The organism is Thermomonospora curvata DSM 43183, from assembly GCF_000024385.1.
Taxonomy (GTDB): domain Bacteria; phylum Actinomycetota; class Actinomycetes; order Streptosporangiales; family Streptosporangiaceae; genus Thermomonospora; species Thermomonospora curvata.
The window spans coordinates 4,900,680-4,924,508 of record NC_013510.1 but is presented as its reverse complement, the minus strand read 5'-3'; the positions used below and the strand labels follow the sequence as shown (position 1 = coordinate 4,924,508).

The 23,829-nt window shown below is 69.0% G+C and carries 33 protein-coding genes; all 33 read left to right on the top strand.

Annotation, left to right across the window (positions count from 1 at the left end; translation table 11 throughout):
* Positions 1 to 2: 2 nt before the first annotated feature.
* The 33 genes from TCUR_RS21275 (at position 3) to TCUR_RS21115 (ending at position 23,788) form a co-directional block, all read left to right on the top strand.
* On the top strand, positions 3 to 881 hold the full coding sequence (locus TCUR_RS21275) for a hypothetical protein (protein ID WP_012854642.1): 879 nt from the start codon (positions 3 to 5) through the stop codon (positions 879 to 881).
* Positions 878 to 2,200 (top strand): peptidoglycan-binding protein, encoded by a 1,323-nt coding sequence (locus TCUR_RS21270; RefSeq protein ID WP_012854641.1) that lies wholly within the window; start codon positions 878 to 880, stop codon positions 2,198 to 2,200. The genes TCUR_RS21275 and TCUR_RS21270 overlap by 4 nt, the downstream gene beginning before the upstream one ends.
* Positions 2,197 to 2,892, top strand: a complete 696-nt coding sequence (locus TCUR_RS21265) for an ABC transporter ATP-binding protein (RefSeq protein WP_012854640.1) — start codon at positions 2,197 to 2,199, stop codon at positions 2,890 to 2,892. The genes TCUR_RS21270 and TCUR_RS21265 overlap by 4 nt, the downstream gene beginning before the upstream one ends.
* The gene (locus TCUR_RS21260) at positions 2,889 to 4,112 is read left to right on the top strand and encodes an ABC transporter permease (protein ID WP_012854639.1); all 1,224 of its coding nucleotides are present in this window, start codon (positions 2,889 to 2,891) and stop codon (positions 4,110 to 4,112) included. Before TCUR_RS21265 ends, TCUR_RS21260 begins: the two co-directional genes overlap by 4 nt.
* A 178-nt stretch (positions 4,113 to 4,290) precedes the next feature.
* Positions 4,291 to 5,109, top strand: a complete 819-nt coding sequence (locus TCUR_RS21255) for a DUF3152 domain-containing protein (RefSeq protein ID WP_012854638.1) — start codon at positions 4,291 to 4,293, stop codon at positions 5,107 to 5,109.
* 302 nt (positions 5,110 to 5,411) lie between these two features.
* Positions 5,412 to 6,902, top strand: a complete 1,491-nt coding sequence (locus TCUR_RS27365) for a hypothetical protein (RefSeq protein WP_012854637.1) — start codon at positions 5,412 to 5,414, stop codon at positions 6,900 to 6,902.
* Between the two features lie 594 nt (positions 6,903 to 7,496).
* Positions 7,497 to 7,868, top strand: coding sequence for a 30S ribosomal protein S12 (gene rpsL / locus TCUR_RS21245; protein ID WP_041442600.1), 372 nt, complete (start codon positions 7,497 to 7,499; stop codon positions 7,866 to 7,868).
* A complete protein-coding gene (gene rpsG / locus TCUR_RS21240) occupies positions 7,868 to 8,338 on the top strand; it encodes a 30S ribosomal protein S7 (RefSeq protein WP_012854635.1) in 471 nt (156 codons plus the stop codon). The genes rpsL and rpsG overlap by 1 nt, the downstream gene beginning before the upstream one ends.
* Positions 8,339 to 8,385: 47 nt before the next feature.
* The gene (gene fusA / locus TCUR_RS21235) at positions 8,386 to 10,497 is read left to right on the top strand and encodes an elongation factor G (protein WP_012854634.1); all 2,112 of its coding nucleotides are present in this window, start codon (positions 8,386 to 8,388) and stop codon (positions 10,495 to 10,497) included.
* Positions 10,498 to 10,605: 108 nt separating this feature from the next.
* Positions 10,606 to 11,799, top strand: a complete 1,194-nt coding sequence (tuf, locus tag TCUR_RS21230) for an elongation factor Tu (protein ID WP_012854633.1) — start codon at positions 10,606 to 10,608, stop codon at positions 11,797 to 11,799.
* Positions 11,800 to 11,986: 187 nt separating this feature from the next.
* Positions 11,987 to 12,295: a 30S ribosomal protein S10 gene (gene rpsJ / locus TCUR_RS21225; protein WP_012854632.1), complete on the top strand. Its 309-nt coding sequence runs from the start codon at positions 11,987 to 11,989 to the stop codon at positions 12,293 to 12,295.
* A 14-nt stretch (positions 12,296 to 12,309) separates the two neighbouring features.
* Entirely contained in the window at positions 12,310 to 12,960 is a 651-nt protein-coding gene (gene rplC, locus TCUR_RS21220) for a 50S ribosomal protein L3 (protein WP_012854631.1), read from the top strand.
* Positions 12,957 to 13,571 (top strand): 50S ribosomal protein L4, encoded by a 615-nt coding sequence (gene rplD / locus TCUR_RS21215; protein ID WP_012854630.1) that lies wholly within the window; start codon positions 12,957 to 12,959, stop codon positions 13,569 to 13,571. Before rplC ends, rplD begins: the two co-directional genes overlap by 4 nt.
* Positions 13,568 to 13,867: a 50S ribosomal protein L23 gene (rplW, locus tag TCUR_RS21210; RefSeq protein ID WP_012854629.1), complete on the top strand. Its 300-nt coding sequence runs from the start codon at positions 13,568 to 13,570 to the stop codon at positions 13,865 to 13,867. The genes rplD and rplW overlap by 4 nt, the downstream gene beginning before the upstream one ends.
* A gap of 46 nt (positions 13,868 to 13,913) precedes the next feature.
* Positions 13,914 to 14,747 carry a 50S ribosomal protein L2 gene (gene rplB, locus TCUR_RS21205; protein WP_012854628.1) on the top strand — a complete coding sequence of 278 codons (834 nt, stop codon included), beginning with the start codon at positions 13,914 to 13,916 and terminating at the stop codon, positions 14,745 to 14,747.
* A 9-nt stretch (positions 14,748 to 14,756) separates the two neighbouring features.
* Positions 14,757 to 15,038 carry a 30S ribosomal protein S19 gene (gene rpsS / locus TCUR_RS21200; protein WP_012854627.1) on the top strand — a complete coding sequence of 94 codons (282 nt, stop codon included), beginning with the start codon at positions 14,757 to 14,759 and terminating at the stop codon, positions 15,036 to 15,038.
* A 34-nt stretch (positions 15,039 to 15,072) separates the two neighbouring features.
* A complete protein-coding gene (rplV, locus tag TCUR_RS21195; protein WP_012854626.1) occupies positions 15,073 to 15,450 on the top strand; it encodes a 50S ribosomal protein L22 in 378 nt (125 codons plus the stop codon).
* Positions 15,450 to 16,268 carry a 30S ribosomal protein S3 gene (rpsC, locus tag TCUR_RS21190; protein ID WP_012854625.1) on the top strand — a complete coding sequence of 273 codons (819 nt, stop codon included), beginning with the start codon at positions 15,450 to 15,452 and terminating at the stop codon, positions 16,266 to 16,268. Before rplV ends, rpsC begins: the two co-directional genes overlap by 1 nt.
* Before the next feature lie 7 nt (positions 16,269 to 16,275).
* Complete coding sequence (gene rplP, locus TCUR_RS21185) at positions 16,276 to 16,695, top strand: 50S ribosomal protein L16 (protein ID WP_012854624.1); 420 nt, start codon at positions 16,276 to 16,278, stop codon at positions 16,693 to 16,695.
* A complete protein-coding gene (rpmC, locus tag TCUR_RS21180) occupies positions 16,695 to 16,949 on the top strand; it encodes a 50S ribosomal protein L29 (RefSeq protein WP_012854623.1) in 255 nt (84 codons plus the stop codon). Before rplP ends, rpmC begins: the two co-directional genes overlap by 1 nt.
* Positions 16,942 to 17,226 (top strand): 30S ribosomal protein S17, encoded by a 285-nt coding sequence (gene rpsQ, locus TCUR_RS21175; protein WP_012854622.1) that lies wholly within the window; start codon positions 16,942 to 16,944, stop codon positions 17,224 to 17,226. Before rpmC ends, rpsQ begins: the two co-directional genes overlap by 8 nt.
* Positions 17,227 to 17,288: 62 nt before the next feature.
* The gene (gene rplN / locus TCUR_RS21170) at positions 17,289 to 17,657 is read left to right on the top strand and encodes a 50S ribosomal protein L14 (protein WP_012854621.1); all 369 of its coding nucleotides are present in this window, start codon (positions 17,289 to 17,291) and stop codon (positions 17,655 to 17,657) included.
* Positions 17,658 to 17,960, top strand: a complete 303-nt coding sequence (gene rplX / locus TCUR_RS21165) for a 50S ribosomal protein L24 (RefSeq protein ID WP_012854620.1) — start codon at positions 17,658 to 17,660, stop codon at positions 17,958 to 17,960.
* Positions 17,961 to 17,962: 2 nt separating this feature from the next.
* Positions 17,963 to 18,532 carry a 50S ribosomal protein L5 gene (gene rplE / locus TCUR_RS21160; protein WP_012854619.1) on the top strand — a complete coding sequence of 190 codons (570 nt, stop codon included), beginning with the start codon at positions 17,963 to 17,965 and terminating at the stop codon, positions 18,530 to 18,532.
* Positions 18,533 to 18,548: 16 nt separating this feature from the next.
* Positions 18,549 to 18,734: a type Z 30S ribosomal protein S14 gene (locus TCUR_RS21155; RefSeq protein WP_012854618.1), complete on the top strand. Its 186-nt coding sequence runs from the start codon at positions 18,549 to 18,551 to the stop codon at positions 18,732 to 18,734.
* 123 nt (positions 18,735 to 18,857) lie between these two features.
* Positions 18,858 to 19,256, top strand: a complete 399-nt coding sequence (gene rpsH, locus TCUR_RS21150; protein WP_012854617.1) for a 30S ribosomal protein S8 — start codon at positions 18,858 to 18,860, stop codon at positions 19,254 to 19,256.
* A gap of 17 nt (positions 19,257 to 19,273) precedes the next feature.
* Positions 19,274 to 19,831, top strand: a complete 558-nt coding sequence (rplF, locus tag TCUR_RS21145; RefSeq protein WP_012854616.1) for a 50S ribosomal protein L6 — start codon at positions 19,274 to 19,276, stop codon at positions 19,829 to 19,831.
* A 2-nt stretch (positions 19,832 to 19,833) separates the two neighbouring features.
* The gene (gene rplR / locus TCUR_RS21140; RefSeq protein WP_012854615.1) at positions 19,834 to 20,217 is read left to right on the top strand and encodes a 50S ribosomal protein L18; all 384 of its coding nucleotides are present in this window, start codon (positions 19,834 to 19,836) and stop codon (positions 20,215 to 20,217) included.
* A 61-nt stretch (positions 20,218 to 20,278) separates the two neighbouring features.
* Complete coding sequence (rpsE, locus tag TCUR_RS21135; protein ID WP_012854614.1) at positions 20,279 to 20,896, top strand: 30S ribosomal protein S5; 618 nt, start codon at positions 20,279 to 20,281, stop codon at positions 20,894 to 20,896.
* Positions 20,893 to 21,075 (top strand): 50S ribosomal protein L30, encoded by a 183-nt coding sequence (gene rpmD / locus TCUR_RS21130; RefSeq protein WP_012854613.1) that lies wholly within the window; start codon positions 20,893 to 20,895, stop codon positions 21,073 to 21,075. Before rpsE ends, rpmD begins: the two co-directional genes overlap by 4 nt.
* 2 nt (positions 21,076 to 21,077) lie before the next feature.
* The gene (rplO, locus tag TCUR_RS21125) at positions 21,078 to 21,539 is read left to right on the top strand and encodes a 50S ribosomal protein L15 (protein WP_012854612.1); all 462 of its coding nucleotides are present in this window, start codon (positions 21,078 to 21,080) and stop codon (positions 21,537 to 21,539) included.
* A 297-nt stretch (positions 21,540 to 21,836) separates the two neighbouring features.
* Positions 21,837 to 23,135 (top strand): preprotein translocase subunit SecY, encoded by a 1,299-nt coding sequence (gene secY, locus TCUR_RS21120; protein WP_012854611.1) that lies wholly within the window; start codon positions 21,837 to 21,839, stop codon positions 23,133 to 23,135.
* A complete protein-coding gene (locus TCUR_RS21115) occupies positions 23,135 to 23,788 on the top strand; it encodes an adenylate kinase (RefSeq protein WP_012854610.1) in 654 nt (217 codons plus the stop codon). Before secY ends, TCUR_RS21115 begins: the two co-directional genes overlap by 1 nt.
* Positions 23,789 to 23,829 lie beyond the last annotated feature (41 nt).

Sequence of the window (23,829 nt, the reverse complement as noted above, 5' to 3'; positions counted from 1 at the left end):
ACATGCCGATGCTGAGGTCATTGGCCGCGGTCGCCGTGGCCATGGCTATGGCCTCGGGGTGCGGGGGCGGCGAGGCCGCCCCCGGCTCCGCCAAAAGCACTTCCCTGACCGATGAACAGCGCACCGCACTGGCCAAAGCCCGTCGCGATTCCCTGGACAAGAACGCCGTCGCCAACTACCAGCGAAATCACTCTCAATTCCTGATCGACTGCATGCGCCGGGCCGGCTTCTCCGATTTCCGGCTGCCCCCCGGGTTCTCCGGCGGCGGATCGAGCACCGCCCCCCGGGAACCGGTGCCCGCACAGGACGGATTCGGCCTGTCCACCAGGATCGAGGAAATGTTCGGTGGCCAGGACGATGCGGCCGACGGGACCGTCGACCCCTATTACGCCTCCCTTTCCCCGGCCAGGCGGACCGCCTACGACGGTTCTTTCGCCGACTGCCAGCGCAAGGCCCGCCAGGAGCTGGGCCCGCCGCCGGGAATGGTCACCGTCCGCGGGGACCTCAGCGGCGTGCAGGAAGAGGCCGAACGCCGAGCCGCCGCCGACCCCCGCCTGGCGTCGGCCACGAAAACCTGGTCGTCCTGCATGGCGAGGGAGGGATTCCAGGCCGCCACCAGGAAGGAGCTGATGGCCGGGCTGGAGCAGCGTGCCCGTCCCTTCTGGGAGCTGTACCGCTCCGCCAAGGCCCAGGCGCCCAGGGGGACGCGGGTGCGGCTGGCGGATGTGCTGGATGAGCGGCAGCAGGCCGAGTTGACCAAGCTGCAGCAGTACGAGCGCCAGGTGGCGGTGGCCGATGACCGCTGCGGCGGCCGGCAGCTGGGGCGGCTGCGGGACCAGCTGGTCGATGAGCACCTGCGCAAGCTGGAAGAGGGCGGGTGAAAGCGGGCGAAGCCATGACGGCGCGCCGCAGATCGCTGATGGCCGTCATGGGGATCTGCACGCTGTGCGGGGCGTTCGGCATGGCGGCCGGGCAGTTCATCCGCTCGCCGGACGACGTGGCACGTGCCGCCCGCGCCCCCGAACCCTCCCTGATCACCGCGCCGGTGGAACGCCGGGTGCTGTCCAACGCCGTGGTCACGCGCGGCGACGTCACCGCTTCCCAGCGGGTGGAGCTGGTCGCCGACGCCACCTTCGGCGGGGACGCCTCCACGGCCGGCTCCCTCATCGTCACCGGACGCGTGCCCAAGCAGAACGCCACCCTCAAAGAGGGCGCGATCGCCGTCGAGGTGTCCGGCCGCCCGGTGTTCCTGCTGGAGGGCGCCCGCCCCATGTACCGGACGCTGGGCCCCGGTGACAAGGGCGAGGACGTCGAGCAGCTCGAACGCGCCCTGGCCCGGCTCGGCTTCGACCCGGGCCGCCTCGACGGCCGCTACGACGGCGCCACCGAACGCGCCGTCGAGAAGTGGTACGGCAAGCACGGGTATGAGCCGGCCGGGCCTACCGCCGAGGACCGCTCCCGGCTTGAGGCGGCCCGGGAACGGGTCACCCGGGCCACGGCGGCGCTCCGCGCCGCCCAGGCCGAACTCGCCGGGGCGCCCCCGGACGCCGCCGGGCCGCTGCGGCGGGCGGTCCGGGAGGCCGAGGCCGAACTGGCCGCCGCGCGGCGCGAACTCGCCGAGGCCGAGGCCACGACCGGCAGCCGGGTGCCCCGCGCCGAGCTGGTGTTCGTCAAGGAACTGCCGATGACCGTCACCACGGTGAAGGCCAAAGTCGGCAAGCCCCCCGACGGCACACTGCTGACTCTCTCCGGCGGCGCCCCCCGCATCGACGTCGACCTGGCCTCCTCCTACCGGCGGTCGGTCAAGGTCGGCGGTGCCGTCGAGATCGACGACCCGATGACCGGACTCAAGGCGAGCGGCACCATCACCTCCATCGCCGAGCGCCCCGGCACCTCCGGAGCAGCCCCGGGCATGTACCGGGTCCGGATCAAGCCTCGTGGTGACCTGCGCGAGGCGGGCGGCGACCTGAACGTCCGGGTGCGCATCCCCATCCAGACGACCGACGGACAGGTGCTGGCGGTGCCCGAGGCGGCCCTGTTCACCCGTGCCGACGGCGCCACCTACGTACGGGTGCTCCGGAACGGCGCGATCACCGAGCTGCGGGTCGAGACGGGCCTGGCCGCCGAAGGGCTGGTCGAGCTGCGTTCCGTCCAGGGACGGCTCGCTCCCGGCGACGAGGTGGTGGTGGCGGAGCGATGACGGACCGGGCGACGCCCGTTGTGGAACTGCAGGGGCTGACCCGCACCTACCCGGGGACGGTGCCGGTGCACGCGCTGCGCCCCACCGACCTGACCATCCACAAGGGCGACTATGTGGCCATCACCGGGCGTTCCGGCTCGGGCAAGTCCACACTGCTGCACCTGCTCGGGCTGCTGGACCGGCCCACCGGCGGCCGGTACCTGCTCCAGGGACAGGACACCGCCCGCCTGTCGGATCGGGCCCGCACCCGGCTGCGCGCCGAGCTGATCGGGTTCGTCTTCCAGGCCTTCTACCTGCTGCCGCACCGGACCGTCGCCGAGAACGTGGCGCTGGCCCTGATGTATGCGGGCGTGCCGCGCGGCAAGCGGCCCGAGCGGGTGCGGCGGGCGCTGGAGCGGGTCGGTCTGGCGGCCCGTGCGGACTTTTATCCGACGAAGCTGTCGGGCGGCGAGCGCCAGCGGGTCGCGGTGGCCCGCGCACTGGTCACCGAGCCCGCGCTGGTGCTGGCCGACGAACCCACCGGAAACCTCGACAGCGCCACCGCCGAGACGGTCCTGGAGATCTTCGACATGCTGCACGCCCAGGGGCTGACCCTGATCGTCGTCACCCACGATCCGGTGGTGGCCGGGCGGACCCGGCGCCGGCTGCGCATCGACGACGGGAGGGTCACCGAGGTCACGGAGAGCGCATGAGGTTCCTGCGGCGCATCCCGCTGCCGGCCGACCTGGCCGCCGAGGTCGCCGCCGGGCTGCTGGTCCGGCCCGGCCGGCTGGCGCTCACCGCCGCCGGCACCGTGCTGGGCATCGCCGCGCTGGTCGCCACGCTCGGACTGGCCGCCACCGCCGGCAACCACATCGTCACCCGGTTCGACGAACTGGCCGCCACCGAGGTGGTGGTCCAGCCCGCCCACGCCGGCGAGCCGGGTGAGGAGCCGGCCGGCGTGCTGCCCTGGGACGCCCAGACCAGGCTGGAACGGCTCAACGGAGTGCGCGCGGCCGGCACCCTCACCAAGATCGAGACGGGCGACTTGCCGATCCGCTCGGTGGCACTGGAGGATCCTCTCGCCGCGGCCCTGCCGCAGACCCCGGTGCTGGCCGCGTCCCCGGGACTGCGCCACGCCGTGCGCGGCGAGCTGGCCGCCGGTCGCTGGTTCGACCGCGGCCACGATGCGCGGCGCAGCAGGGTGGCGGTGATCGGGCAGGGCCTGGCCCGGCGGCTCAACATCGCCCAGCCCGCGCTGCGCCCGGCGGTCTTCATCGGGGACGAGGCGTTCACCGTGATCGGCATCCTGAAGTCCGCCGCCCGGGAGGCCACGCTGACCGACTCGATCATCCTTCCCGACGGCACCGCTCGTGACCTGTACGGGCTCGACCACCCCGAGAAGGTCTACATCGACACCGCGATCGGAGCGGCCAGGCTGATCGCCAGGCAGGCCCCGACGGCACTGGCCCCCCAAGCGCCCGACTCGCTGGTGGCCCAGATGCCGCCCGAACCCGCGCTGGTACGCGCCCGGGTCAGCGGCGACGTCCAGGCGATGCTGGTCCTGCTCGGCGGGCTCTCCCTGATCGTCGGCGGCTTCGGCATCGCCAACACCACGTTGGTGTCGGTCATGGAGCGCCGGGGCGAGATCGCCCTGCGCCGCAGCCTGGGCGCCCAGCGGCGGCAGATCGCCGTGCAGTTCCTGGTCGAGTCCGCCGCGATCGGGCTGTTGGGCGGGATCGTCGGCGCCTCCCTCGGGGTGGTCGTCACCGTGGCGGTCGCCGCCGTGCAGTCCTGGACTCCCGTGCTGGCGGCCTGGCTGCCGCTCGCCGGGATCGGGTTCGGGGCGCTCATCGGGCTCCTGGCCGGGGCCTATCCGGCACTGCGGGCCGCCCGGCTGGAGCCCATCGACGTGCTGCGGGGCGAGGGGTGAGACGGCGGCCGGGGGTATGGCGTTCCCCATCCCCGGGCACGGGGCCGTCCTGCCGGGCATGGCGAGAGTGCAGATCATCTCCAGGACTGTGTGATTCTCTGTAAAGATCCTTTAGAGGGTTGTTTCGGGTCGGCATGCTGTCGGCTCTATGCGAGCCCGTAGGCACCACCCCGCTCACATGTACGAACCGCATTCCGGCGGCGGGTCCCCGTTCGGGGAGGACTGGCCGCAGGCCCTGCACGGCGCCTACCGCCGCAGGCGAGGCGGCGGATTCCTGATGGGGCTTTTGCTCGCGTGCCTGAGCACCGCTGCCGTCACCGCCTTCACATGGGTCTATCCGTCCGGTGAAAGCACAGGGCCGGCGGCCGGAACCGTCCGCCAGTCCGCGCTCCCGGCGGCCCTCAGCGCGCCGGCCGCCGCTCCCGTCACCGTCCCCCGCCGGGGCACCGGCCGGTTCGTCCGCGCGCCCGGCTCCACCCCCAAGGTCGGGCGCGGCAGGCTGCTGCGGTACGCGGTGGAGGTCGAAGACGGCATCGGCCAGCAGGCGGCGGAGTTCGCCCGCATCGTGGACGGCGTCCTGGCCCACCGGCGGGGGTGGACCGCCGGCGGCGAGTGGGCCTTCAAACGGGTCTCCTCCTCCCGCTACGACTTCGTGGTGCGCCTGGCCTCTCCCGACACGGTCGATGAGATCTGCGCCCGCTACGGCCTGGACACCGAAGGCGAGGTCAACTGCGCCGGAGGCAGGGACGTGGTGATCAACCTTCGCCGCTGGCTGCTGTTGACCCCCTATTACAAGGACAGGCCCGCGCTTTACCGGGCGTTGGCGATCAACCACGAGGTCGGCCACCGGCTGGGTCATGGCCACGTCACCTGTCCGCGCAAGGGACATCCGGCCCCGGTGATGCAACAGCAGATCTTCGGTCTCAAAGGCTGTGTGATCAACGCCTGGCCCTATGACGCACGTGGGCGCTTCATCACCGGGCCATCGGTATCCTGACGGGTGTGCCGGTGGGCGACGATCGGCCGTCGGCCGGCGGAATCCACGGCGCGACCGGCGTTCCTGCGCGCATCGGTCGAACCTCGGCAGGGTGGGGAACGTCCCACGAGGTGACCATCGAAGCGTGGTGATTTGCGATGGCGCATGCCGGGCGGGCACGCTGGACAATCGAGTGCCCATGGCGTGAGGCCGTCGTGGGACGAGGAAGGCTTGGAGGCCGCGTTATGCGCCGTGCGCCTCGAAGTGCAGCAGTATGGACCTGGGCGGGGCAGTCCAGGCAACGGCGCTGAAGGAGCCCGACGATGACCGAGCACAGCGGCACGCAGGGACCGCAGTGGTCAGCGCCTGACGACCAGGAACCGTCCGCCGGCGGGGAAGGCGAGGCGACGGAGCGGGCCGGCCAGGGCGGGCCCGCGCAGCCGGTGCGGCCGATAGGAGATCGCACGGTGGTGTTCGGCGCGCCCGCACGCCGCGCCACGCCGCCGAGCGCCCCCGACCAGGGGAACCAGGACCCTTCCGGGACGGGACCGCAGCGGCCCGTGCCGCCCGCGCCGCCCACGATGATCGAGCAGCCGATCGCCGGGATCGGTGCTCAGCAGCCTCAGCAGCCCGCTCAGCAGCCTCCGTACGGCCAGCCGCAGCAGGGGCCTTACGGTCAGCAGCCCCAGCAGCCCTACGGGCAGCAGCCTCCCTACGGCGGGCCGGGGCAGCCTCAGCAGCCTGCTCAGCAGCAGCCTTCGTACGGCCAGCCGCAGCAGGGGCCTTACGGTCAGCAGCCCCAGCAGCAGCCTCAGCAGCCCTACGGGCAGTCCGAGCAGCAGTACGGCCCGCCGGACCCGTACCGGCCGCCGTCCTTTGACCGCCCGCAGGAGCCGCCGGCGGCCTCCGGCGGAGGCGAGCGCACTTTGATCGTTCCCGGGCCGGGCGCCGGCGACCAGCAGCCGCAGCCCGAGCGTCCGGCCGTGGCGGATCAGGCCACGGTGGCCTGGTCTCCGGGCACCGACGTCCCGGTCGCCTCGGCGCACGACCGTCCCGTCGCCCCGCAGCAGGAGCAGTGGCAGCCTCCGCAGTCCCCGCCGGCCACGTCCGTGGACCAGTGGGGCGCTCCCGGCGCCGCCGAGCAGCGGTCCTGGCAGCAGTCCCAGCCGCCCGCCCAGCCGCCCCAGCAGGGCGCCGGTGATCGCACGGTGATGGTGCCGCCGCCCGAGCCCGGCCAGTACGCGGGTGCGGTCTCCGAGGAGCCGCGCCCCTACGAGCCTCCGGCGGCCGCCCAGTCTCAGGGCGGGCAGGGGTACGGCGCCGCTCAGGGCACCGACCCCGACGCGCAAGCCACCCAGGCCTTCGACCCGGGCGTCGGCGCGGAAGGGCAGCGGGCTCCCGCCTACCCGGAGCAGCACTCCTGGCAGCAGGACCAGCAGGGTCAGCAGCCGTACGGCCAGCAGCCCTACGGTCAGCAGGGTCAGCAGCCGTACGGGGCTCCGGGCGGCCAGCAGGGCTACCCTCAGCAGCCCTATGGCCAGCAGCAGCCCGCGGGTCAGCAGTACGGCCCGCAAGGCTATGGCCAGCCCCAGGGCGAGCAGCAGCCCTATGGTCCGCAGGGGCAGCCCTATGGCCAGCAGGGGTACGGCCAGCAGTACGGCCGGCCTCAGGGCCAGGGTCAGTACGGCGCCTCCACCTATGGCGGCGGATCGTCCGCCGAGAGCGGCAAGGGCGGCAAGAAGAAGCTGCTGATCTTCGGTGGCGTTGGCATAGTGGTCGTCCTGCTGGTTCTGCTGATCGCCTTCGTTCTGTGAGTTGTGGCGTCCGCCCCCGTGCTCTGCGGGCCGACGGGCGGACGCACCGTTGAGCGGGCGGCGCACCGGGCGGCCATGGCGTGTCCCAGCAACACAAGTGCCTCTTCCCTCATCTGGACAACTGGGACACAATGCCAACAGGAACTTTCACCGGTGCCCGCTCGTTACGGCGAGCGAATTCACCTGTGCGGCTTTCGCAGGGCCGGGCCCGGGTTTTGGGGCCGGCGGGGCGGGCGTTGTAGAGGCATGCTCGCTTTGACCAACGCCGCGGGGCTGGGTAGTCTCTTTCTTCGTGCCCGTGGCTAACGGGGCACATGTGCGTGCGCGCCGGCAAGGCCCTGATGGGAGCCAGTCCTAGCGCCGCAGTCCACTCCCCGGCTTGTCGGTCCAGTAGCGGGCCGTGGCGGTCGCGTTACGCCTTGACGTGAAAACGGAAGGGGCGACACGCCCGACCGCGTGGGTCGGAGAGGCCGGGAAACCGGCAGGTCACAGCCTCGTCAGGGGCGGTGATGACGGCCTTCGTAAGGAATTTTCCGAGCGGGGGCCATGCAGTTCGAAGACTTACCGGCTCGGTATGAGGAAGACGGAGACGCGGTGCCCACGATCCAGCAGCTTGTCCGCAAGGGCCGCCAGGACAAGGTGACCAAGAACAAGACGCCTGCGCTCAAGGGCAGCCCCCAGCGCCGGGGTGTTTGCACGCGCGTCTACACCACGACGCCCAAGAAGCCCAACTCCGCCCTTCGCAAGGTCGCCCGTGTCCGGCTCACCAGCGGCATCGAAGTGACTGCATACATCCCGGGAGTCGGGCACAACCTGCAGGAGCACTCCATGGTGCTGGTTCGCGGCGGCCGGGTGAAGGACCTGCCGGGCGTCCGTTACAAGATCATCCGTGGTTCGCTCGACACCCAGGGCGTGCGCAACCGCAAGCAGGCGCGCAGCCGCTACGGCGCGAAGAAGGAGAAGTAATGCCGCGCAAGGGCCCCGCTAGCAAGCGCCAGCTCGTCCCCGACCCGGTGTACAACTCGCCGCTGGTCACCGCGCTGATCAACAAGGTGCTCAAGGACGGCAAGCGCTCCATCGCCCAGCGCATCGTCTACGACGCTCTGGAAGGCGCCCGGGAGAAGACCGGCAACGACCCGGTCGTCACCCTCAAGCGCGCGCTGGACAACGTCAAGCCGACCATCGAGGTCAAGAGCCGCCGGGTCGGCGGTGCGACGTACCAGGTGCCGGTGGAGGTCCGGCCCGCCCGCAGCACCACCTTGGCGCTGCGCTGGCTGGTGCAGTACGCCCGTGCCCGCCGTGAGAAGACCATGACCGAGCGGCTGATGAACGAGATCATCGACGCCAGCAACGGTCTGGGCGCTTCGGTCAAGAAGCGCGAGGACACGCACAAGATGGCGGAGTCCAACAAGGCCTTCGCCCACTACCGCTGGTGATCCCGGCGGACCGACCGACGAAGTAACGACGCGAGGACGCGAGCACAGTGGCTACCAAGACCGGCGTAGACCTGGCCAAGGTCCGCAACATCGGGATCATGGCCCATATCGACGCGGGCAAGACCACCACGACCGAGCGCATCCTGTACTACACCGGGATGAGCCACAAGATCGGTGAGACCCACGAAGGCTCCGCCACCACCGACTTCATGGAGCAGGAGCAGGAGCGGGGGATCACCATCACTTCCGCCGCCGTCACCTGCCGGTGGCCGGTCGATCAGGTCGAGCACACCATCAACATCATCGACACCCCCGGCCACGTCGACTTCACCGTCGAGGTGGAGCGGTCGCTGCGGGTGCTCGACGGCGCGGTCGCGGTGTTCGACGGTGTCGCGGGTGTGGAGCCGCAGTCGGAGACCGTGTGGCGTCAGGCCGACCGGTACAACGTGCCGCGGATCTGCTTCGTCAACAAGATGGACCGGGTCGGCGCGGAGTTCCACCGCTGCGTCGACATGATCGCCAACCGGCTGAACGCCACCCCGCTGGTGGTGCAGCTTCCGGTCGGCGCCGAGGCCGACTTCAAGGGCGTCATCGACCTGGTGAAGATGAAGGCCCTGGTCTGGAAGCCCGAGGCCAAGCTCGGCGAGATGTACGACGAGGTCGACATCCCCGACAGCCACGTCGACGCCGCCACCGAGTGGCACGACAAGCTGGTCGAGGTGCTCGCCGAGGCCGACGACGAGATCATGGAGCTGTACCTGGAGGGCGTGGAGCCCACCGTCGAGCAGCTCTACCCGGCCATCCGGCGGGCGACCATCGCCGGCAAGGTCACCCCGGTGCTGTGCGGCAGCGCCTTCAAGAACAAGGGCGTGCAGCCGCTGCTGGACGCCATCGTCCGTTACCTGCCCTCGCCGCTGGACATCGAGGCCATCGAGGGCAGCGCCATGGACGATGAGGAGAAGGTCATCGCCCGCAAGCCCAGCGAGGACGAGCCCTTCGCCGCCCTGGCGTTCAAGATCATGAGCGACCCGCACCTGGGCAAGCTGACCTTCGTGCGCGTCTACTCGGGCGTGCTGGAGTCCGGCAGCACGGTGCTCAACTCGGTCAAGAACCGCAAGGAGCGCATCGGCAAGATCTACCGGATGCACGCCAACAAGCGGGAGGAGATCGAGCGGGTCGGCGCCGGCGACATCGTCGCGGTGATGGGCCTGAAGCAGACCACCACCGGCGAGACGCTGTGCGACGAGAAGAACCCGGTGGTCCTGGAGTCGATGACCTTCCCGGCCCCGGTGATCAACGTCGCGATCGAGCCGAAGTCCAAGGCCGACCAGCAGAAGCTGGGCGCCGCCATCCAGCGGCTGGCCGAGGAGGACCCCTCCTTCCAGGTCCGTACCGACCCCGACACCGGCCAGACCATCATCTGGGGGATGGGCGAGCTCCACCTGGAGATCCTCGTCGACCGGATGAAGCGCGAGTTCAAGGTCGAGGCGAACGTGGGCCGCCCGCAGGTGGCCTACCGCGAGACCATCACCAAGAAGGTCACCGGCGTGGAGTACACCCACAAGAAGCAGACCGGTGGCTCGGGCCAGTACGGCCGGGTGGTCATCGACCTGGAGCCGCTGGGCGACGGCAACGACGGCTACGAGTTCGAAAACAACATCACCGGCGGCCGCATCCCCCGGGAGTTCATCCCCTCGGTGGACGCCGGCTGCCAGGAGGCCGCCGAGTTCGGCGTGCTCGCCGGGTACCCGATGGTGGGGGTCAAGGTCACCCTGCAGGACGGTGCCTACCACGAGGTGGACTCCTCGGAAATGGCCTTCAAGGTCGCCGGTTCCATGGCGTTCAAGGAAGCCGCCCGCAAGGCGGAACCGACGCTGCTGGAGCCGATGATGGCGGTCGAGGTCACCACGCCCGAGGAGAACATGGGCGACGTGATCGGCGACCTGAACAGCCGCCGCGGTCACATCCAGTCCATGGACGAGCGCGCCGGCATGCGGGTCGTCAAGGCCATCGTGCCGCTGTCGGAGATGTTCGGCTACGTGGGTGATCTGCGCAGCAAGACCCAGGGCCGGGCGGTCTTCACCATGCAGTTCGACTCCTACGCGGAGGTGCCGAGCAACATCGCGCAGGAGATCATCGCCAAGGCGCGGGGCGAGTAGCACCCGGGCCCAGCCCAGATCACCGGCCGGGCGGCGACCCAGTCGCCGCCCGGTGCACCCGGAACCAACCGGTCGCGTCTGCGGCCGAGACGCAACAAGGAGACACCAGTGGCGAAGGCCAAGTTCGAGCGGACCAAGCCGCACGTGAACATCGGCACCATCGGGCACATCGACCACGGTAAGACCACGCTTACCGCGGCGATCACCAAGGTGCTCCACGACAAGTACCCGGACATCAACCCGTTCACCCCGTTCGAGGACATCGACAAGGCTCCCGAGGAGCGTGAGCGCGGTATCACCATCTCCATCGCGCACGTGGAGTACCAGACCGAGACGCGCCACTACGCTCACGTGGACTGCCCCGGTCACGCCGACTACATCAAGAACATGATCACCGGCGCCGCCCAGATGGACGGCGCGATCCTGGTCGTGGCCGCCACCGACGGCCCGATGCCGCAGACCAAGGAGCACGTGCTGCTGGCCCGCCAGGTGGGCGTGCCCTACATCGTCGTCGCCCTGAACAAGTGCGACATGGTCGACGACGAGGAGATCCTGGAGCTGGTCGAGCTCGAGGTCCGCGAGCTGCTCAACGAGTACGAGTTCCCCGGCGACGAGGTGCCGGTGATCCGCGTGTCGGCCTTCCAGGCGCTGCAGGGCGACGAGAAGTGGGCCGAGTCCATCCTCGAGCTGATGAAGGCCGTGGACGAGAACGTCCCCGAGCCGCAGCGTGACACCGACAAGCCGTTCCTGATGCCGATCGAGGACGTCTTCTCGATCACCGGCCGCGGCACCGTGGTCACCGGCCGCATCGAGCGCGGCGTCATCAAGGTGAACGAGGAAGTCGAGATCATCGGCATCAAGGACGAGCCGCTGAAGACCACCGTCACCGGCGTGGAGATGTTCCGCAAGCTCCTCGACGAGGGCCAGGCGGGCGACAACGTCGGCCTCCTGCTGCGCGGCACCAAGCGCGAGGAGGTCGAGCGCGGCATGTGCGTCATCAAGCCGGGCACCAACACCCCGCACACCGAGTTCGAGGCGCAGGTCTACGTCCTGTCCAAGGACGAGGGCGGCCGGCACACCCCCTTCTTCAACAACTACCGTCCGCAGTTCTACTTCCGGACCACCGACGTCACCGGCGTGGTCAACCTGCCGGAGGGCACCGAGATGGTCATGCCGGGCGACAACACCGAGATGCGCGTCCAGCTGATCCAGCCGGTCGCCATGGAGGAGGGCCTGAAGTTCGCCATCCGCGAGGGTGGTCGGACCGTCGGCGCCGGTCGAGTCACCAAGATCATCAAGTAACACCACCGTCGGAGCGGCGGCCCGGCCGCACGGAGGCCGGGCCGCCGCACCGCGATCGGCGGGACCCGCTCCCCATGGGCGGGTTCCGGTGAAAAGCCCGAACCACACGGGACCGCGCCACCGCGTTTCCGTGGGTGCAGGTCGACCACGGAAAACGCACTAGGAAGCAAAGGACACCGAGGCCACCATGGCGGGACAGAAGATCCGCATCCGGCTCAAGGCCTACGACCATGAGGTCATCGACTCCTCGGCGAAGAAGATCGTCGAGACGGTGACGCGGACGGGCGCCAAGGTCGCGGGCCCGGTGCCGCTGCCGACCGAGAAGAACGTGTACTGCGTCATCCGCTCGCCGCACAAGTACAAGGACTCGCGCGAGCACTTCGAGATGCGCACGCACAAGCGCCTGATCGACATCATCGATCCGACGCCCAAGACGGTCGACTCGCTGATGCGGCTCGACCTCCCGGCCGGCGTTGACATCGAGATCAAGCTCTAAAGGGACGCACCACGATGAGTAGGAAGAGGAAGGGCGTCCTGGGCGAGAAGCTCGGCATGACCCAGGTCTTCGACGATGAGGGCCGGATCGTTCCGGTGACCGTCGTCCAGGCCGGGCCGTGCGTCGTGACCCAGATCCGTACGCCCGAGAAAGACGGATACAGCGCCGTCCAGATCGGCTACGGCCAGGTGAACCCGCGCAAGGTCAACAAGCCCCGCATGGGGCACTTTGCGAAGGCCGGCGTGACCCCGCGCCGCTACCTGACCGAAGTGCGCACCGACGACGCCTCCGAGTACACCCTCGGCCAGGAGATCACCGTCGAGATCTTCAAGGCCGGCGAGAAGGTCGACGTCACCGGCACCACCAAGGGCAAGGGCACCGCCGGCGTCATGAAGCGTCACGGTTTCGGCGGTCTGGGCGCCTCGCACGGTACCCAGCGCAAGCACCGTTCGCCGGGCTCGATCGGCGGCTGCGCGACCCCCGGTCGCGTGTTCAAGGGACTGCGCATGGCCGGGCGGATGGGCAACGTCCGCAAGACCGTGCAGAACCTGACCATCCACGCCGTCGACCCGGACAAGGGGCTGCTGCTCATCAAGGGCGCCATCCCCGGTCCCAACGGCGGGCTGGTGCTGGTCCGTGACGCTGTGAAGGGAGCGGGCAAGTGAGCAAGCTCGACGTCGAACTGCCCGCCGAGATCTTCGACGCCAAGGTCAGCGTGCCGCTGATCCACCAGGTGGTCGTGGCCCAGTGGGCCGCGGCCCGCCAGGGCACCCACGCCACCAAGACCCGCGGCGACGTCCGCGGCGGCGGCAAGAAGCCCTACCGGCAGAAGGGCACCGGCCGGGCCCGCCAGGGCTCGGTGCGCGCCCCGCAGTTCGCCGGCGGCGGCACGGTGCACGGGCCTCAGCCGCGCGACTACACCCAGCGCACGCCCAAGAAGATGAAGGCCGCCGCGCTGCGCGGCGCCCTGACCGACCGCGCCCGCCACGGCCGCATTCACGTGGTCGACCACCTGATCGAGGGCGAGGTGCCCAAGACCAAGGTGGCGCTGGCGGCGCTGCGCGAGATCACCCAGGCCAAGCGGGTGCTGGTGGTCACCGCCCGCGGCGACGAGCTGACCTGGAAGAGCCTGCGCAACGAGCCGAGCGTGCACCTGCTGTTCGAGGACCAGCTCAACACCTACGACGTGATGGTGAGCGACGACGTGGTCTTCACCAAGGCCGCCTACGACGCGTTCATCGCACGCGCGACCAAGAAGGGAGGAGGCGAGCAGTGAGCAAGATCGCCGACCCCCGGGACATCATCATCGCGCCGGTCGTCTCGGAGAAGAGCTACGGCCTGCTGGACGAGAACAAGTACACCTTCCTCGTCCGGCCGGACGCCAACAAGGTCCAGATCAGGCAGGCGGTCGAGCAGGTGTTCGGGGTCAAGGTGACCAGCGTGAACACCATCAACCGCAAGGGCAAGCGCAAGCGGACCCGCTTCGGCTACGGCAAGCGCAAGGACACCAAGCGCGCCATCGTCGCACTGGCCGAGGGCGACCGGATCGACATCTTCGGCCCGACGGCCTGAGAACAGGCCCGGCAGCCGAAGACGACACAGAGGATGAACGAAAAAGATGGGCATCCGTAAGTACAAGCCGACGACGCCGGGGCGTCGCGGCGCCAGCGTGGCCGACTTCGTCGAGCTCACGCGCCGCGAGCCGGAGAAGTCGCTGCTTCGCCCGCTGCCGAAGAAGGGCGGGCGCAACAACCACGGTCGCATCACCACCCGGCACCAGGGCGGCGGCCACAAGCGGGCGTACCGAGTGATCGACTTCCGTCGGGCCGACAAGGACGGCATCCCGGCGAAGGTCGCCCACATCGAGTACGACCCCAACCGCACCGCGCGCATCGCGCTGCTGCACTACGCGGACGGCGAGAAGCGCTACATCCTGGCGCCCCAGGGCCTCAAGCAGGGCGACCGGGTGGAGAACGGGCCGAACGCCGACATCAAGCCGGGCAACTGCCTGCCGCTGCGCAACATCCCGACCGGCACCGTGGTGCACGCCATCGAGCTGCGCCCGGGCGGCGGCGCCAAGCTGGCCCGCTCGGCCGGGGTGGGCTGCCAGCTGCTGGCCAAGGAGGGCAAGTACGCCACGCTGCGCATGCCCTCCGGCGAGATGCGGATGGTGGACGTGCGCTGCCGGGCCACCGTCGGAGAGGTCGGCAACGCCGAGCAGTCCAACATCAACTGGGGCAAGGCCGGCCGGATGCGCTGGAAGGGCCGCCGCCCGACCGTCCGCGGTGTGGCCATGAACCCGATCGACCACCCGCACGGTGGTGGTGAGGGCAAGACCTCCGGTGGCCGCCACCCGGTGAACCCCAAGGGCAAGAAGGAAGGCCGTACCCGCCGGGCCAACAAGGCCAGCGACCGGCTGATCGTTCGTCGGCGCACCAAGAAGAAGCGGTAGGAGTAGGCCATGCCACGTAGCCTGAAGAAGGGCCCGTTCGTGGACGATCACCTGATGAAGAAGGTGCTCGCCCAGAACGAGAAGGGCACCAAGAACGTCATCAAGACGTGGTCGCGCCGGTCGATGATCGTCCCGGAGATGATCGGCCACACCATCGCCGTCCACGACGGCCGCAAGCATGTCCCGGTGTTCATCACCGAGGCCATGGTCGGCCACAAGCTCGGTGAGTTCGCGCCCACGCGGACGTTCCGCAGCCACGTCAAGGAAGAACGTCGCAGCCGCCGTGGCTGACCGGCAGCAGGATCGTAGGAGAGAGGGAACAGCGATGGAAGCCAGGGCCCGAGCGCGGTACGTCCGCGTCACGCCCAGGAAGGCCCGCCGCGTGGTGGACCTCATCCGCGGCCTGCCCGCCGCGGAGGCCCAGACGGTGCTGCGGTTCGCCCCCCAGGCTGCGAGCGAGCCGGTGGGCAAGGTGCTGGCGAGCGCCATCGCCAACGCCGAGCACAACTTCAAGCTCAACCGTGACACGCTCGTGGTGAGCCGGGCGTGGGTCGACGAGGGGCCCACGCTCAAGCGGTTCCGGCCGCGCGCTCAGGGCCGGGCCTACCGGATCAACAAGCGCACCAGCCACATCACCGTGGTCGTCGAGTCCCGCGAGGACGCGGCGTCTGGTAACGGCGGCAGGAAGAGGAGGGCCCGCTAGTGGGTCAGAAGATCAACCCGCACGGGTTCCGACTCGGCATCACCACCGACTTCAAGTCCCGGTGGTACGCCGACAAGCTGTACAAGGACTACGTCAAGGAAGATGTCGCCATCCGCCGCATGCTCCAGAAGGGCATGGAGCGGGCCGGCATCTCCAAGGTCGAGATCGAGCGCACCCGCGACCGCGTCCGGGTGGACATCCACACCGCCCGGCCGGGCATCGTCATCGGCCGGCGCGGCGCCGAGGCCGACCGGATCCGGGGCGACCTGGAGAAGCTGACCGGCAAGCAGGTCCAGCTGAACATCCTCGAGGTCAAGAACCCCGAGATCGACGCGCAGCTGGTGGCCCAGGGCGTGGCCGAGCAGCTGTCCAGCCGGGTGGCCTTCCGCCGCGCGATGCGCAAGGCCATCCAGTCGGCGATGAAGAGCGGCGCCAAGGGCATCAAGGTGCAGTGCAGCGGCCGGCTCGGCGGGGCGGAGATGTCCCGTTCGGAGTTCTACCGCGAGGGTCAGGTCCCGCTGCACACGCTGCGCGCCGACATCGACTACGGCTTCTACGAGGCCCGGACGACCTTCGGCCGGATCGGCGTCAAGGTGTGGATCTACAAGGGCGACGCCCCCACCACCCGCGCCGAGCGCGAGGCCCGCGCGGCCCAGCAGCGCGCCGGTGCCGGCGGTGAGCGCCGCGGTCGCGGTGAGCGCCGCAGCCAGCGCCGTGGCCGGGGCCGCGGCGGCGAGCGCCAGCAGCAGAGTTCCGAGCAGCAGGCACAGTCGGCTTCCGAGTCGGCGGCGCCCGCTCCCAGTGGTGAGGGGAGCTGAGTGATCCATGCTGATCCCTCGCAAGGTCAAGTACCGTAAGCAGCACCACCCCAAGCGCAAGGGGATGGCCAAGGGCGGGACCAAGGTCGTCTTCGGCGACTTCGGCATCCAGGCCCTTGAGGGCGCCTACGTGACCAACCGGCAGATCGAGGCCGCACGTATCGCCATGACCCGGCACATCCGGCGTGGCGGCAAGGTGTGGATCAACATCTTCCCGGACCGTCCGCTGACCAAGAAGCCGGCCGAGACCCGCATGGGCTCCGGTAAGGGCTCGCCGGAGTGGTGGGTGGCCAACATCAAGCCCGGCCGCGTGATGTTCGAGATCTCCTACCCCAACGAGGAGGTCGCTCGCGAGGCGCTGACCCGTGCGATCCACAAGCTTCCGATGAAGTGCAAGATCGTCAAGCGAGAGGTGGTTGAGTCCTGATGGCCAAGGGCCTTACCGCCCAGGAGCTGCGGACCGAGCCCGAAGAGCAGCTGGTGGCCAAGCTCAAGGAGGCCAAGGAGGAGCTCTTCAACCTCCGCTTTCAGGCGGCCACCGGGCAGCTCGACAACTACGCTCGGTTGCGCCAGGTCAGGCGCGAGATCGCGCGCATCTACACGGTGATGCGCGAGCGGGAGCTGGGCATCGTGACGATCGCCGAGGAGCCGGCGGCGCAGGAGGACAAGAGCGATGAGTGAGCAGGCCCCCGCTGCGGGCGCCAAGCGGCGTCCGAGCCGCAAGGTCGCCGAAGGCATTGTGGTCAGCGACAAGATGGACAAGACCGTCGTGGTGGCGGTCGAGGACCGCGTCAAGCACCGCAAGTACCACAAGATCATTCGGCGGACGAGCAAGTACAAGGCGCACGACGAGAAGAACGAGTGCGGCATCGGCGACCGCGTCCGTCTCATGGAGACCCGGCCGCTGTCGGCCACCAAGCGGTGGCGAGTGGTCGAGATCCTCGAGAAGGCCAAGTAATTACCGGTTCCACCAGGCTCCGCCCGCGCGGCGGAGAACCGGTGTGACGAACAGGAGTTGACGTGATCCAGCAGGAGTCGCGACTCAAGGTCGCCGACAACACGGGTGCCAAGGAGATCTTGTGCATCCGGGTGCTCGGCGGCTCGGGTCGGCGCTACGCGGGAGTCGGCGACATCATCGTCGCGACGGTGAAGGACGCCCTTCCCGGCGCGAGCGTGAAGAAGGGGGACGTCGTCAAGGCCGTCGTCGTGCGCACCCGCAAGGAGCGCCGGCGCCCCGACGGCTCCTACATCCGCTTCGACGAGAACGCCGCCGTCCTGATCAAGGACGGTGGCGACCCGCGGGGCACCCGCATCTTCGGCCCGGTCGGTCGGGAGCTGCGCGAGAAGAAGTTCATGCGAATCATCTCGCTCGCCCCGGAGGTGCTGTAGATGAAGATCAAGAAGGGCGATGAGGTCATCGTCATCGCCGGCAAGGACAAGGGCGCGATCGGCAAGGTGATCCACGCCGACCCGCGTCGTCAGCGGGTGACCGTCGAGGGCGTCAACCTCATCAAGAAGCACACCAAGGCCGACCCGCAGGGCAAGGGCGGCGGGGTCATCACCCGTGAGGCCCCGCTGCACGTCAGCAATGTGGCGTTGGTCGAGGACGGCAAGCCGGTCCGGGTCGGATACAAGTTCAAAGAGGACGGCACGAAGGTCCGGATCTCGCGCCGTACCGGCAAGGAGATCTGACGATGACCGAGACCATCACCGAGCGGCCGGTGCCGCGGCTGAAGATCCGCTACCGGGAGGAGATCACCAAGACCCTCCAGGAGCAGTTCGGCTACCGCAACGTCATGCAGATCCCCGGTCTGGTGAAGATCGTGGTGAACATGGGCGTCGGTGAGGCGGCCCGCGACGCCAAGCTGATCGAGGGCGCCATCCGCGACCTGTCCATGATCACCGGGCAGAAGCCCAGCGTGAACCGGGCCAAGAAGTCCATCGCCCAGTTCAAGCTGCGGGCGGGCATGCCGATCGGGGCGCACGTGACGCTGCGCGGCGACCGGATGTGGGAGTTCTTGGACCGGCTGCTGACGCTGGCGCTGCCGCGCATCCGCGACTTCCGCGGCCTGTCGCCCAAGCAGTTCGACGGCCATGGCAACTACACCTTCGGGCTGACCGAGCAGGTGATGTTCCACGAGGTCGACCCGGACACCGTGGACCGCCAGCGCGGCATGGACATCACCATCGTGACGTCCGCCAAGACCGACGACGAGGGCCGGGCGCTCCTTCGTGCCCTGGGCTTCCCCTTCAAGGAAAGCTGAGCGAGGAGAACCAGGAATGGCGAAGAAGGCGCTGATCGCCAAGGCGGCCCGCAAGCCCAAGTTCAAGGTGCGCGCCTACACCAGGTGCTCGCGCTGCGGGCGCCCGCGCTCGGTCTACCGCAAGTTCGGCCTGTGCCGGATCTGCTTCCGGGAGATGGCGCACCGCGGCGAGCTGCCCGGCATCACCAAGTCGAGCTGGTAACCCTGAGGAATTAGCAACCGGGCGCCCGGCGGACTTTCCCCATCCGGAAAGGAGCCGGCGCCCACGACCACGCCGAAGGTCCGCCTGCGGGCGGAAACCGCGGTGGGGAGGGGCCTGTAGGCCATGACGATGACCGACCCGATCGCAGACATGCTGACGCGTCTGCGGAACGCCAACGCGGCATACCACGACAGTGTGAGCATGCCGTACTCGAAGATCAAGGCGCACATCGCCGAGATCCTCCAGCAGGAGGGTTACATCGCCGGCTGGCACGTGGAGGACGCCAAGGTCGGCAAGACCCTCGTGATCGACCTGAAGTTCGGCCCGACCCGGGAGCGCGCGATCGCCGGTATCAAGCGCGTCTCCAAGCCGGGTCTGCGGGTGTACGCCAAGAAGGACAACCTGCCGAAGGTGCTGGGCGGGCTGGGCGTGGCGATCATCTCCACGTCCTCCGGCCTGATGACCGACAAGCAGGCCAAGAAGCGCGGCGTGGGCGGCGAAGTCCTCGCCTACGTGTGGTGAGGGGAGGGAAGTAGCACATGTCTCGCATCGGACGTCTTCCCATCCCCGTCCCCAGCGGCGTCGACATCAAGATCGACGGCCGTGAGGTCACCGTCAAGGGGCCCAAGGGAGAGCTGAAGCACACCGTCGCCGAGCCGATCGAGGTCACGCTCGACGACGGCGTGGTCAAGGTCACCCGGCCCAACGACATCAACACCGTCCGCGCGCTGCACGGGCTGACCCGCACGCTCATCGCCAACATGGTCGAGGGCGTCACCAAGGGCTACACCAAGACCCTGGAGGTCCGCGGCGTCGGTTACACCGCCACCTCCAAGGGCCCCAACAAGGTGGAGCTCAAGCTCGGCTACAGCCATCCGATCGAGTACACGGCGCCTGAGGGGATCACCCTGCGCGTCGAGACCGTGCGTCGTGACCAGATCAACGCGCTGATCCACGTGGACGGCATCGACAAGCAGAAGGTCGGCGAGACCGCCGCCAAGATCCGCAAGTTCCGCAAGCCCGACGTCTACAAGGGCAAGGGCGTGCGCTACGAGGGCGAGCAGGTCCGCAAGAAGGTCGGAAAGGCTGGTAAGTAGTCATGGCGGCCAAGACCCTAGCTCGCAGGAAGAACTCGCCGCGGGCCAAGGCGCGTGCCCGGCGGCATCTGCGGGTCCGCAAGAAGGTCATCGGGACCCCCGAACGGCCGCGCCTGGTGGTGACCCGTTCCACCAGGCACATGTACGCCCAGGTGATCGACGACACCATCGGCCACACGCTGGTCAGCGCCTCCACCATGGAGGCCGAGCTGCGCGCCGCCGATGGCGACAAGACCGCCAAGTCCCGCAAGGTCGGCGAGCTGCTGGCGGCGCGGGCCCGCGAGGCCGGCATCGTCAAGGTGGTCTTCGACCGGGGCGGCAACAAGTACCACGGGCGGGTCGCCGCACTGGCGGACGGCGCCCGCGAGGGCGGGCTGGAGTTCTGATGAAGGCCCACGCATCGCACACGATGGCCCTCACGAACCCTGACAACGGAAGGAACCACTGATGGCAGCGCAAAGGCGCGGTGGCGGTCAGGGTGGCGACCGTCGCGATCGCCGCGACGACCGCCGCGGTGGCGCCGACAAGGGACAGTCGTACATCGAGCGCGTCGTAGCGATCAACCGCGTCGCGAAGGTCGTCAAGGGTGGTCGGCGCTTCAGCTTCACCGCCCTGGTGGTCGTCGGTGACGGCAACGGCACGGTCGGCGTCGGATACGGCAAGGCCAAGGAGGTGCCCGCGGCGATCGCCAAGGGCGTCGAGGAGGCCAAGAAGCACTTCTTCAAGGTGCCGCGGATCCAGGGCACGATCCCGCACGCCGTGCAGGGCGAGAAGGCGGCCGGCGTGGTGCTGCTGCGCCCGGCCAGCCCCGGTACCGGTGTGATCGCCGGTGGCCCGGTGCGCGCGGTCCTGGAGGCCGCCGGCATCCAGGACGTGCTGAGCAAGTCGCTGGGCAGCGCGAACGCGATCAACATCGTGCACGCCACGGTGGCGGCGCTCAAGCAGCTCAGCCGGCCGGAGGAGATCGCCGCCAAGCGCGGTCTGCCGCTGGAGGACGTGGTCCCGGCCCCGATGCTGCGGGCCTGGGCCGCCGGCACCGAGCCGCGGGTGGAGGTCGCCTCATGAGCCGGCTGAAGATCACCCAGGTCAAGTCGCGGATCAGCGAGAAGCAGAACCAGCGTGACACGCTGCGCACCCTGGGGTTGAAGCGGATCGGCGACAGCGTGATCCGCGAGGACACCCAGCAGGTGCGCGGCATGATCCGGACGGTGGCGCACCTGGTCACCGTCGAGGAGGTCGACTGATCATGGCGGACGTCACCGAGGGCGGCCCCCTCAAGGTGCACGACCTGCGCCCCGCCCCCGGCGCCAACAAGCGGAAGATCCGCAAGGGCCGGGGTGAGGCGTCCAAGGGCAAGACCGCCGGCCGCGGCACCAAGGGCACCAAGGCCCGCGACACCGTGCCGCTCGGCTTCGAGGGCGGCCAGATGCCGCTGATCCGGCGGGTTCCCAAGCTCAAGGGCTTCAAGAACCGCTTCCGGGTCGAGTACCAGGTGGTGAACCTGGAGAAGCTGGCCGAGCTGTACCCCCAGGGCGGTGAGGTCACCGTCGAGGACCTGGTGGCCAAGGGCGCGGTTCGCAAGAACAAGCCGGTCAAGGTGCTCGGCGACGGCGAGATCTCCGTGGCGCTGCAGGTGAAGGCGCACGCCTTCTCCGCCTCCGCCAAGGAGAAGATCACCGCCGCCGGCGGAACCGTCGACGTGCTGTGACAGGCACGGGACGAAAGCGATGACGCGACCGGGGCTCGCAGCGGCCCGGGAGGTGCCTCCCGAGCCGCGGAAAACGCCCCGCATGCGCCCGGTTGTGCGGGCTCACATGCGGGGCGCCCGTTCGCTGAGGGCCGTAAGGTCCGTGGCGTTCGGGGGGCGAGCCCCGGTTGCGTCTGCTGTTAGAGTGCGACAAGTTCGAGCGGCGCGTCGCCATGCGGTGAGCGCATGGCGCGGCGCGGCCCATGCAGGACCCGGCCCCGTTGGCGGCCGCAGACATCGATTCGCGCAGGAGGACTGGTGCTAACGGCGATCGTGCGGGCGTTCCGTACCCCTGACCTGCGCAAGAAACTCCTGTTCACGCTGTTCATCATCGTCATCTTCCGGATCGGCTCGCAGCTGCCGACGCCCAACGTCAACACCGAGGCGATCCGGGAGGCGGTGGAGAGCGCCCGCGAGGGCGACCAGAGCCAGATCTACGGCCTGGTCGACCTGTTCAGCGGCGGGGCGCTGTTGCAGCTGTCGGTGTTCGCGCTGGGGATCATGCCCTACATCACCGCCAGCATCATCCTGCAGCTGCTGACGGTGGTGATCCCGCGGCTGGAGGCCCTCAAGAAGGAGGGCCAGGCCGGCACCAACAAGATCACACAGTACACCCGTTACCTGACCATCGGGCTGGCCATCTTGCAGGCCACCGGGATCGTGGCGATGGCCGCGACCGGCAACCTCTTCCAGGGCGCCGCCGTCGGGGACGTGCTCTACAAGACCGACCTGTTCAGCATCATCACCATGGTCGTGGTGATGACCGCGGGCACCTCGGTGATCATGTGGCTGGGCGAGCTGATCACCGACCGGGGCATCGGCAACGGCATGTCGATCCTGATCTTCACCCAGGTGGTGGCGGTCTTCCCGGCGCAGTTCTGGGCGATCTACACCAGCAAGGGCGCGTTCGCCTTCGCCCTGGTGCTGGTGGTCGGCCTGGCGATCATGGCCGGTGTGGTGTTCGTGGAGCAGGCCCAGCGCCGCATCCCCGTCCAGTACGCCAAGCGGATGGTCGGCCGGCGGATGTACGGCGGCACCTCCACCTACATCCCGCTCAAGGTCAACCAGGCGGGCATCATCCCTGTGATCTTCGCCTCGTCGCTGCTGTACCTGCCGGTGCTGGCGACGCAGCTGTGGCCGGAGAACAAGTGGATGATCAAGCTGCAGCCCTATCTGCAGCAGGACAATCCCTGGCACATGGCCGTCTTCTTCGGCTTCATCATCTTCTTCACGTACTTCTACGTGGCCATTACCTTCAACCCCACTGAAGTGGCCGACAACATGAAGAAGTATGGTGGGTTCATCCCAGGCATCCGTCCGGGACGGCCCACAGCCGAGTACCTGGACTATGTGCTGACCCGGATCACCACACCCGGCGCACTGTACCTGGGACTGGTCTCGCTGATCCCGATGGTGGCCTTCGCACTCCTGAAGGCGACCAACGACTTCCCGTTCGGCGGGACGAGCATCCTGATCGTCGTCGGCGTTGGACTGGATACCGTGAAGCAGATCGAAAGCCAGCTGCAGCAGCGTAACTACGAGGGTTTCCTCCGGTAGTGCGTATCGTCCTGGTGGGCCCCCCTGGTGCGGGCAAGGGGACTCAGGCCCAGTTCATCGCGTCTCACCTGTCCGTCCCGAAGATCTCGACAGGTGACATCTTCCGTGCCAACGTCAGCAGTGGCACCGAGCTCGGCCGCAAGGCCAAGCAGTACATGGACCGGGGTGATCTGGTCCCCGACGAGATCACCATCGCCATGGTCCGTGACCGCCTGGCCGAAAAGGATGCCGCCGACGGGTTCCTGCTGGACGGTTTCCCGCGCAACGTGCCGCAGGCGCAGACCCTCAAGAAGATCCTCGACTCCGAGTGGGGCACCCGGCTAGATGTGGTGCTGGAGCTGCGGGTGGACGAGGAGGAGGTGGTGCGCCGGCTGTCCGGTCGCCGCACCTGCAGCCAATGCGGCAAGATCTGGCACGTCGACTGGGACGACAAGCAGGACGACATCTGCGACGATTGCGGTGGTCAGCTGTTCCAGCGGGACGACGACAAGGAGGACGTCGTCCGGCACCGCCTGGAGGTCTACCAGGAACAGACCGCACCGCTGGTGTCGTTCTATGCCGATGAGGGCATTTTGGTCGGCATCGACGCGACCGGGCCGATTGAGGAGGTCACCGAGCGGGCGCTCCAGGCGATCCGCAACTTCCGCGCCTGAGCACCGCCCGTCGGCTCCGCAAGCGGCGTTCCGCGACGCCC

Bases quoted from the DNA above. Each gene is read 5' to 3' on its own strand.
- rplV (WP_012854626.1), top strand. From the start codon at position 15,073: ATGGAAGCCAGGGCCCGAGCGCGGTACGTCCGCGTCACGCCCAGGAAG.
- rplO (WP_012854612.1), top strand. From the start codon at position 21,078: ATGGCGGACGTCACCGAGGGCGGCCCCCTCAAGGTGCACGACCTGCGC.
- rplX (WP_012854620.1), top strand. From the start codon at position 17,658: ATGAAGATCAAGAAGGGCGATGAGGTCATCGTCATCGCCGGCAAGGAC.
- rplR (WP_012854615.1), top strand. From the start codon at position 19,834: ATGGCGGCCAAGACCCTAGCTCGCAGGAAGAACTCGCCGCGGGCCAAG.
- TCUR_RS21255 (WP_012854638.1), top strand. From the start codon at position 4,291: ATGTACGAACCGCATTCCGGCGGCGGGTCCCCGTTCGGGGAGGACTGG.
- rplF (WP_012854616.1), top strand. From the start codon at position 19,274: ATGTCTCGCATCGGACGTCTTCCCATCCCCGTCCCCAGCGGCGTCGAC.
- rplP (WP_012854624.1), top strand. From the start codon at position 16,276: ATGCTGATCCCTCGCAAGGTCAAGTACCGTAAGCAGCACCACCCCAAG.
- rplB (WP_012854628.1), top strand. From the start codon at position 13,914: ATGGGCATCCGTAAGTACAAGCCGACGACGCCGGGGCGTCGCGGCGCC.
- rpsQ (WP_012854622.1), top strand. From the start codon at position 16,942: ATGAGTGAGCAGGCCCCCGCTGCGGGCGCCAAGCGGCGTCCGAGCCGC.
- rpsJ (WP_012854632.1), top strand. From the start codon at position 11,987: ATGGCGGGACAGAAGATCCGCATCCGGCTCAAGGCCTACGACCATGAG.
- rpmC (WP_012854623.1), top strand. From the start codon at position 16,695: ATGGCCAAGGGCCTTACCGCCCAGGAGCTGCGGACCGAGCCCGAAGAG.
- TCUR_RS27365 (WP_012854637.1), top strand. From the start codon at position 5,412: ATGACCGAGCACAGCGGCACGCAGGGACCGCAGTGGTCAGCGCCTGAC.
- rplE (WP_012854619.1), top strand. From the start codon at position 17,963: ATGACCGAGACCATCACCGAGCGGCCGGTGCCGCGGCTGAAGATCCGC.
- TCUR_RS21260 (WP_012854639.1), top strand. From the start codon at position 2,889: ATGAGGTTCCTGCGGCGCATCCCGCTGCCGGCCGACCTGGCCGCCGAG.
- TCUR_RS21265 (WP_012854640.1), top strand. From the start codon at position 2,197: ATGACGGACCGGGCGACGCCCGTTGTGGAACTGCAGGGGCTGACCCGC.
- rpsE (WP_012854614.1), top strand. From the start codon at position 20,279: ATGGCAGCGCAAAGGCGCGGTGGCGGTCAGGGTGGCGACCGTCGCGAT.
- TCUR_RS21155 (WP_012854618.1), top strand. From the start codon at position 18,549: ATGGCGAAGAAGGCGCTGATCGCCAAGGCGGCCCGCAAGCCCAAGTTC.
- rpsH (WP_012854617.1), top strand. From the start codon at position 18,858: ATGACGATGACCGACCCGATCGCAGACATGCTGACGCGTCTGCGGAAC.
- rplC (WP_012854631.1), top strand. From the start codon at position 12,310: ATGAGTAGGAAGAGGAAGGGCGTCCTGGGCGAGAAGCTCGGCATGACC.
- rpsS (WP_012854627.1), top strand. From the start codon at position 14,757: ATGCCACGTAGCCTGAAGAAGGGCCCGTTCGTGGACGATCACCTGATG.
- TCUR_RS21275 (WP_012854642.1), top strand. From the start codon at position 3: ATGCCGATGCTGAGGTCATTGGCCGCGGTCGCCGTGGCCATGGCTATG.
- rpsG (WP_012854635.1), top strand. From the start codon at position 7,868: ATGCCGCGCAAGGGCCCCGCTAGCAAGCGCCAGCTCGTCCCCGACCCG.
- rpmD (WP_012854613.1), top strand. From the start codon at position 20,893: ATGAGCCGGCTGAAGATCACCCAGGTCAAGTCGCGGATCAGCGAGAAG.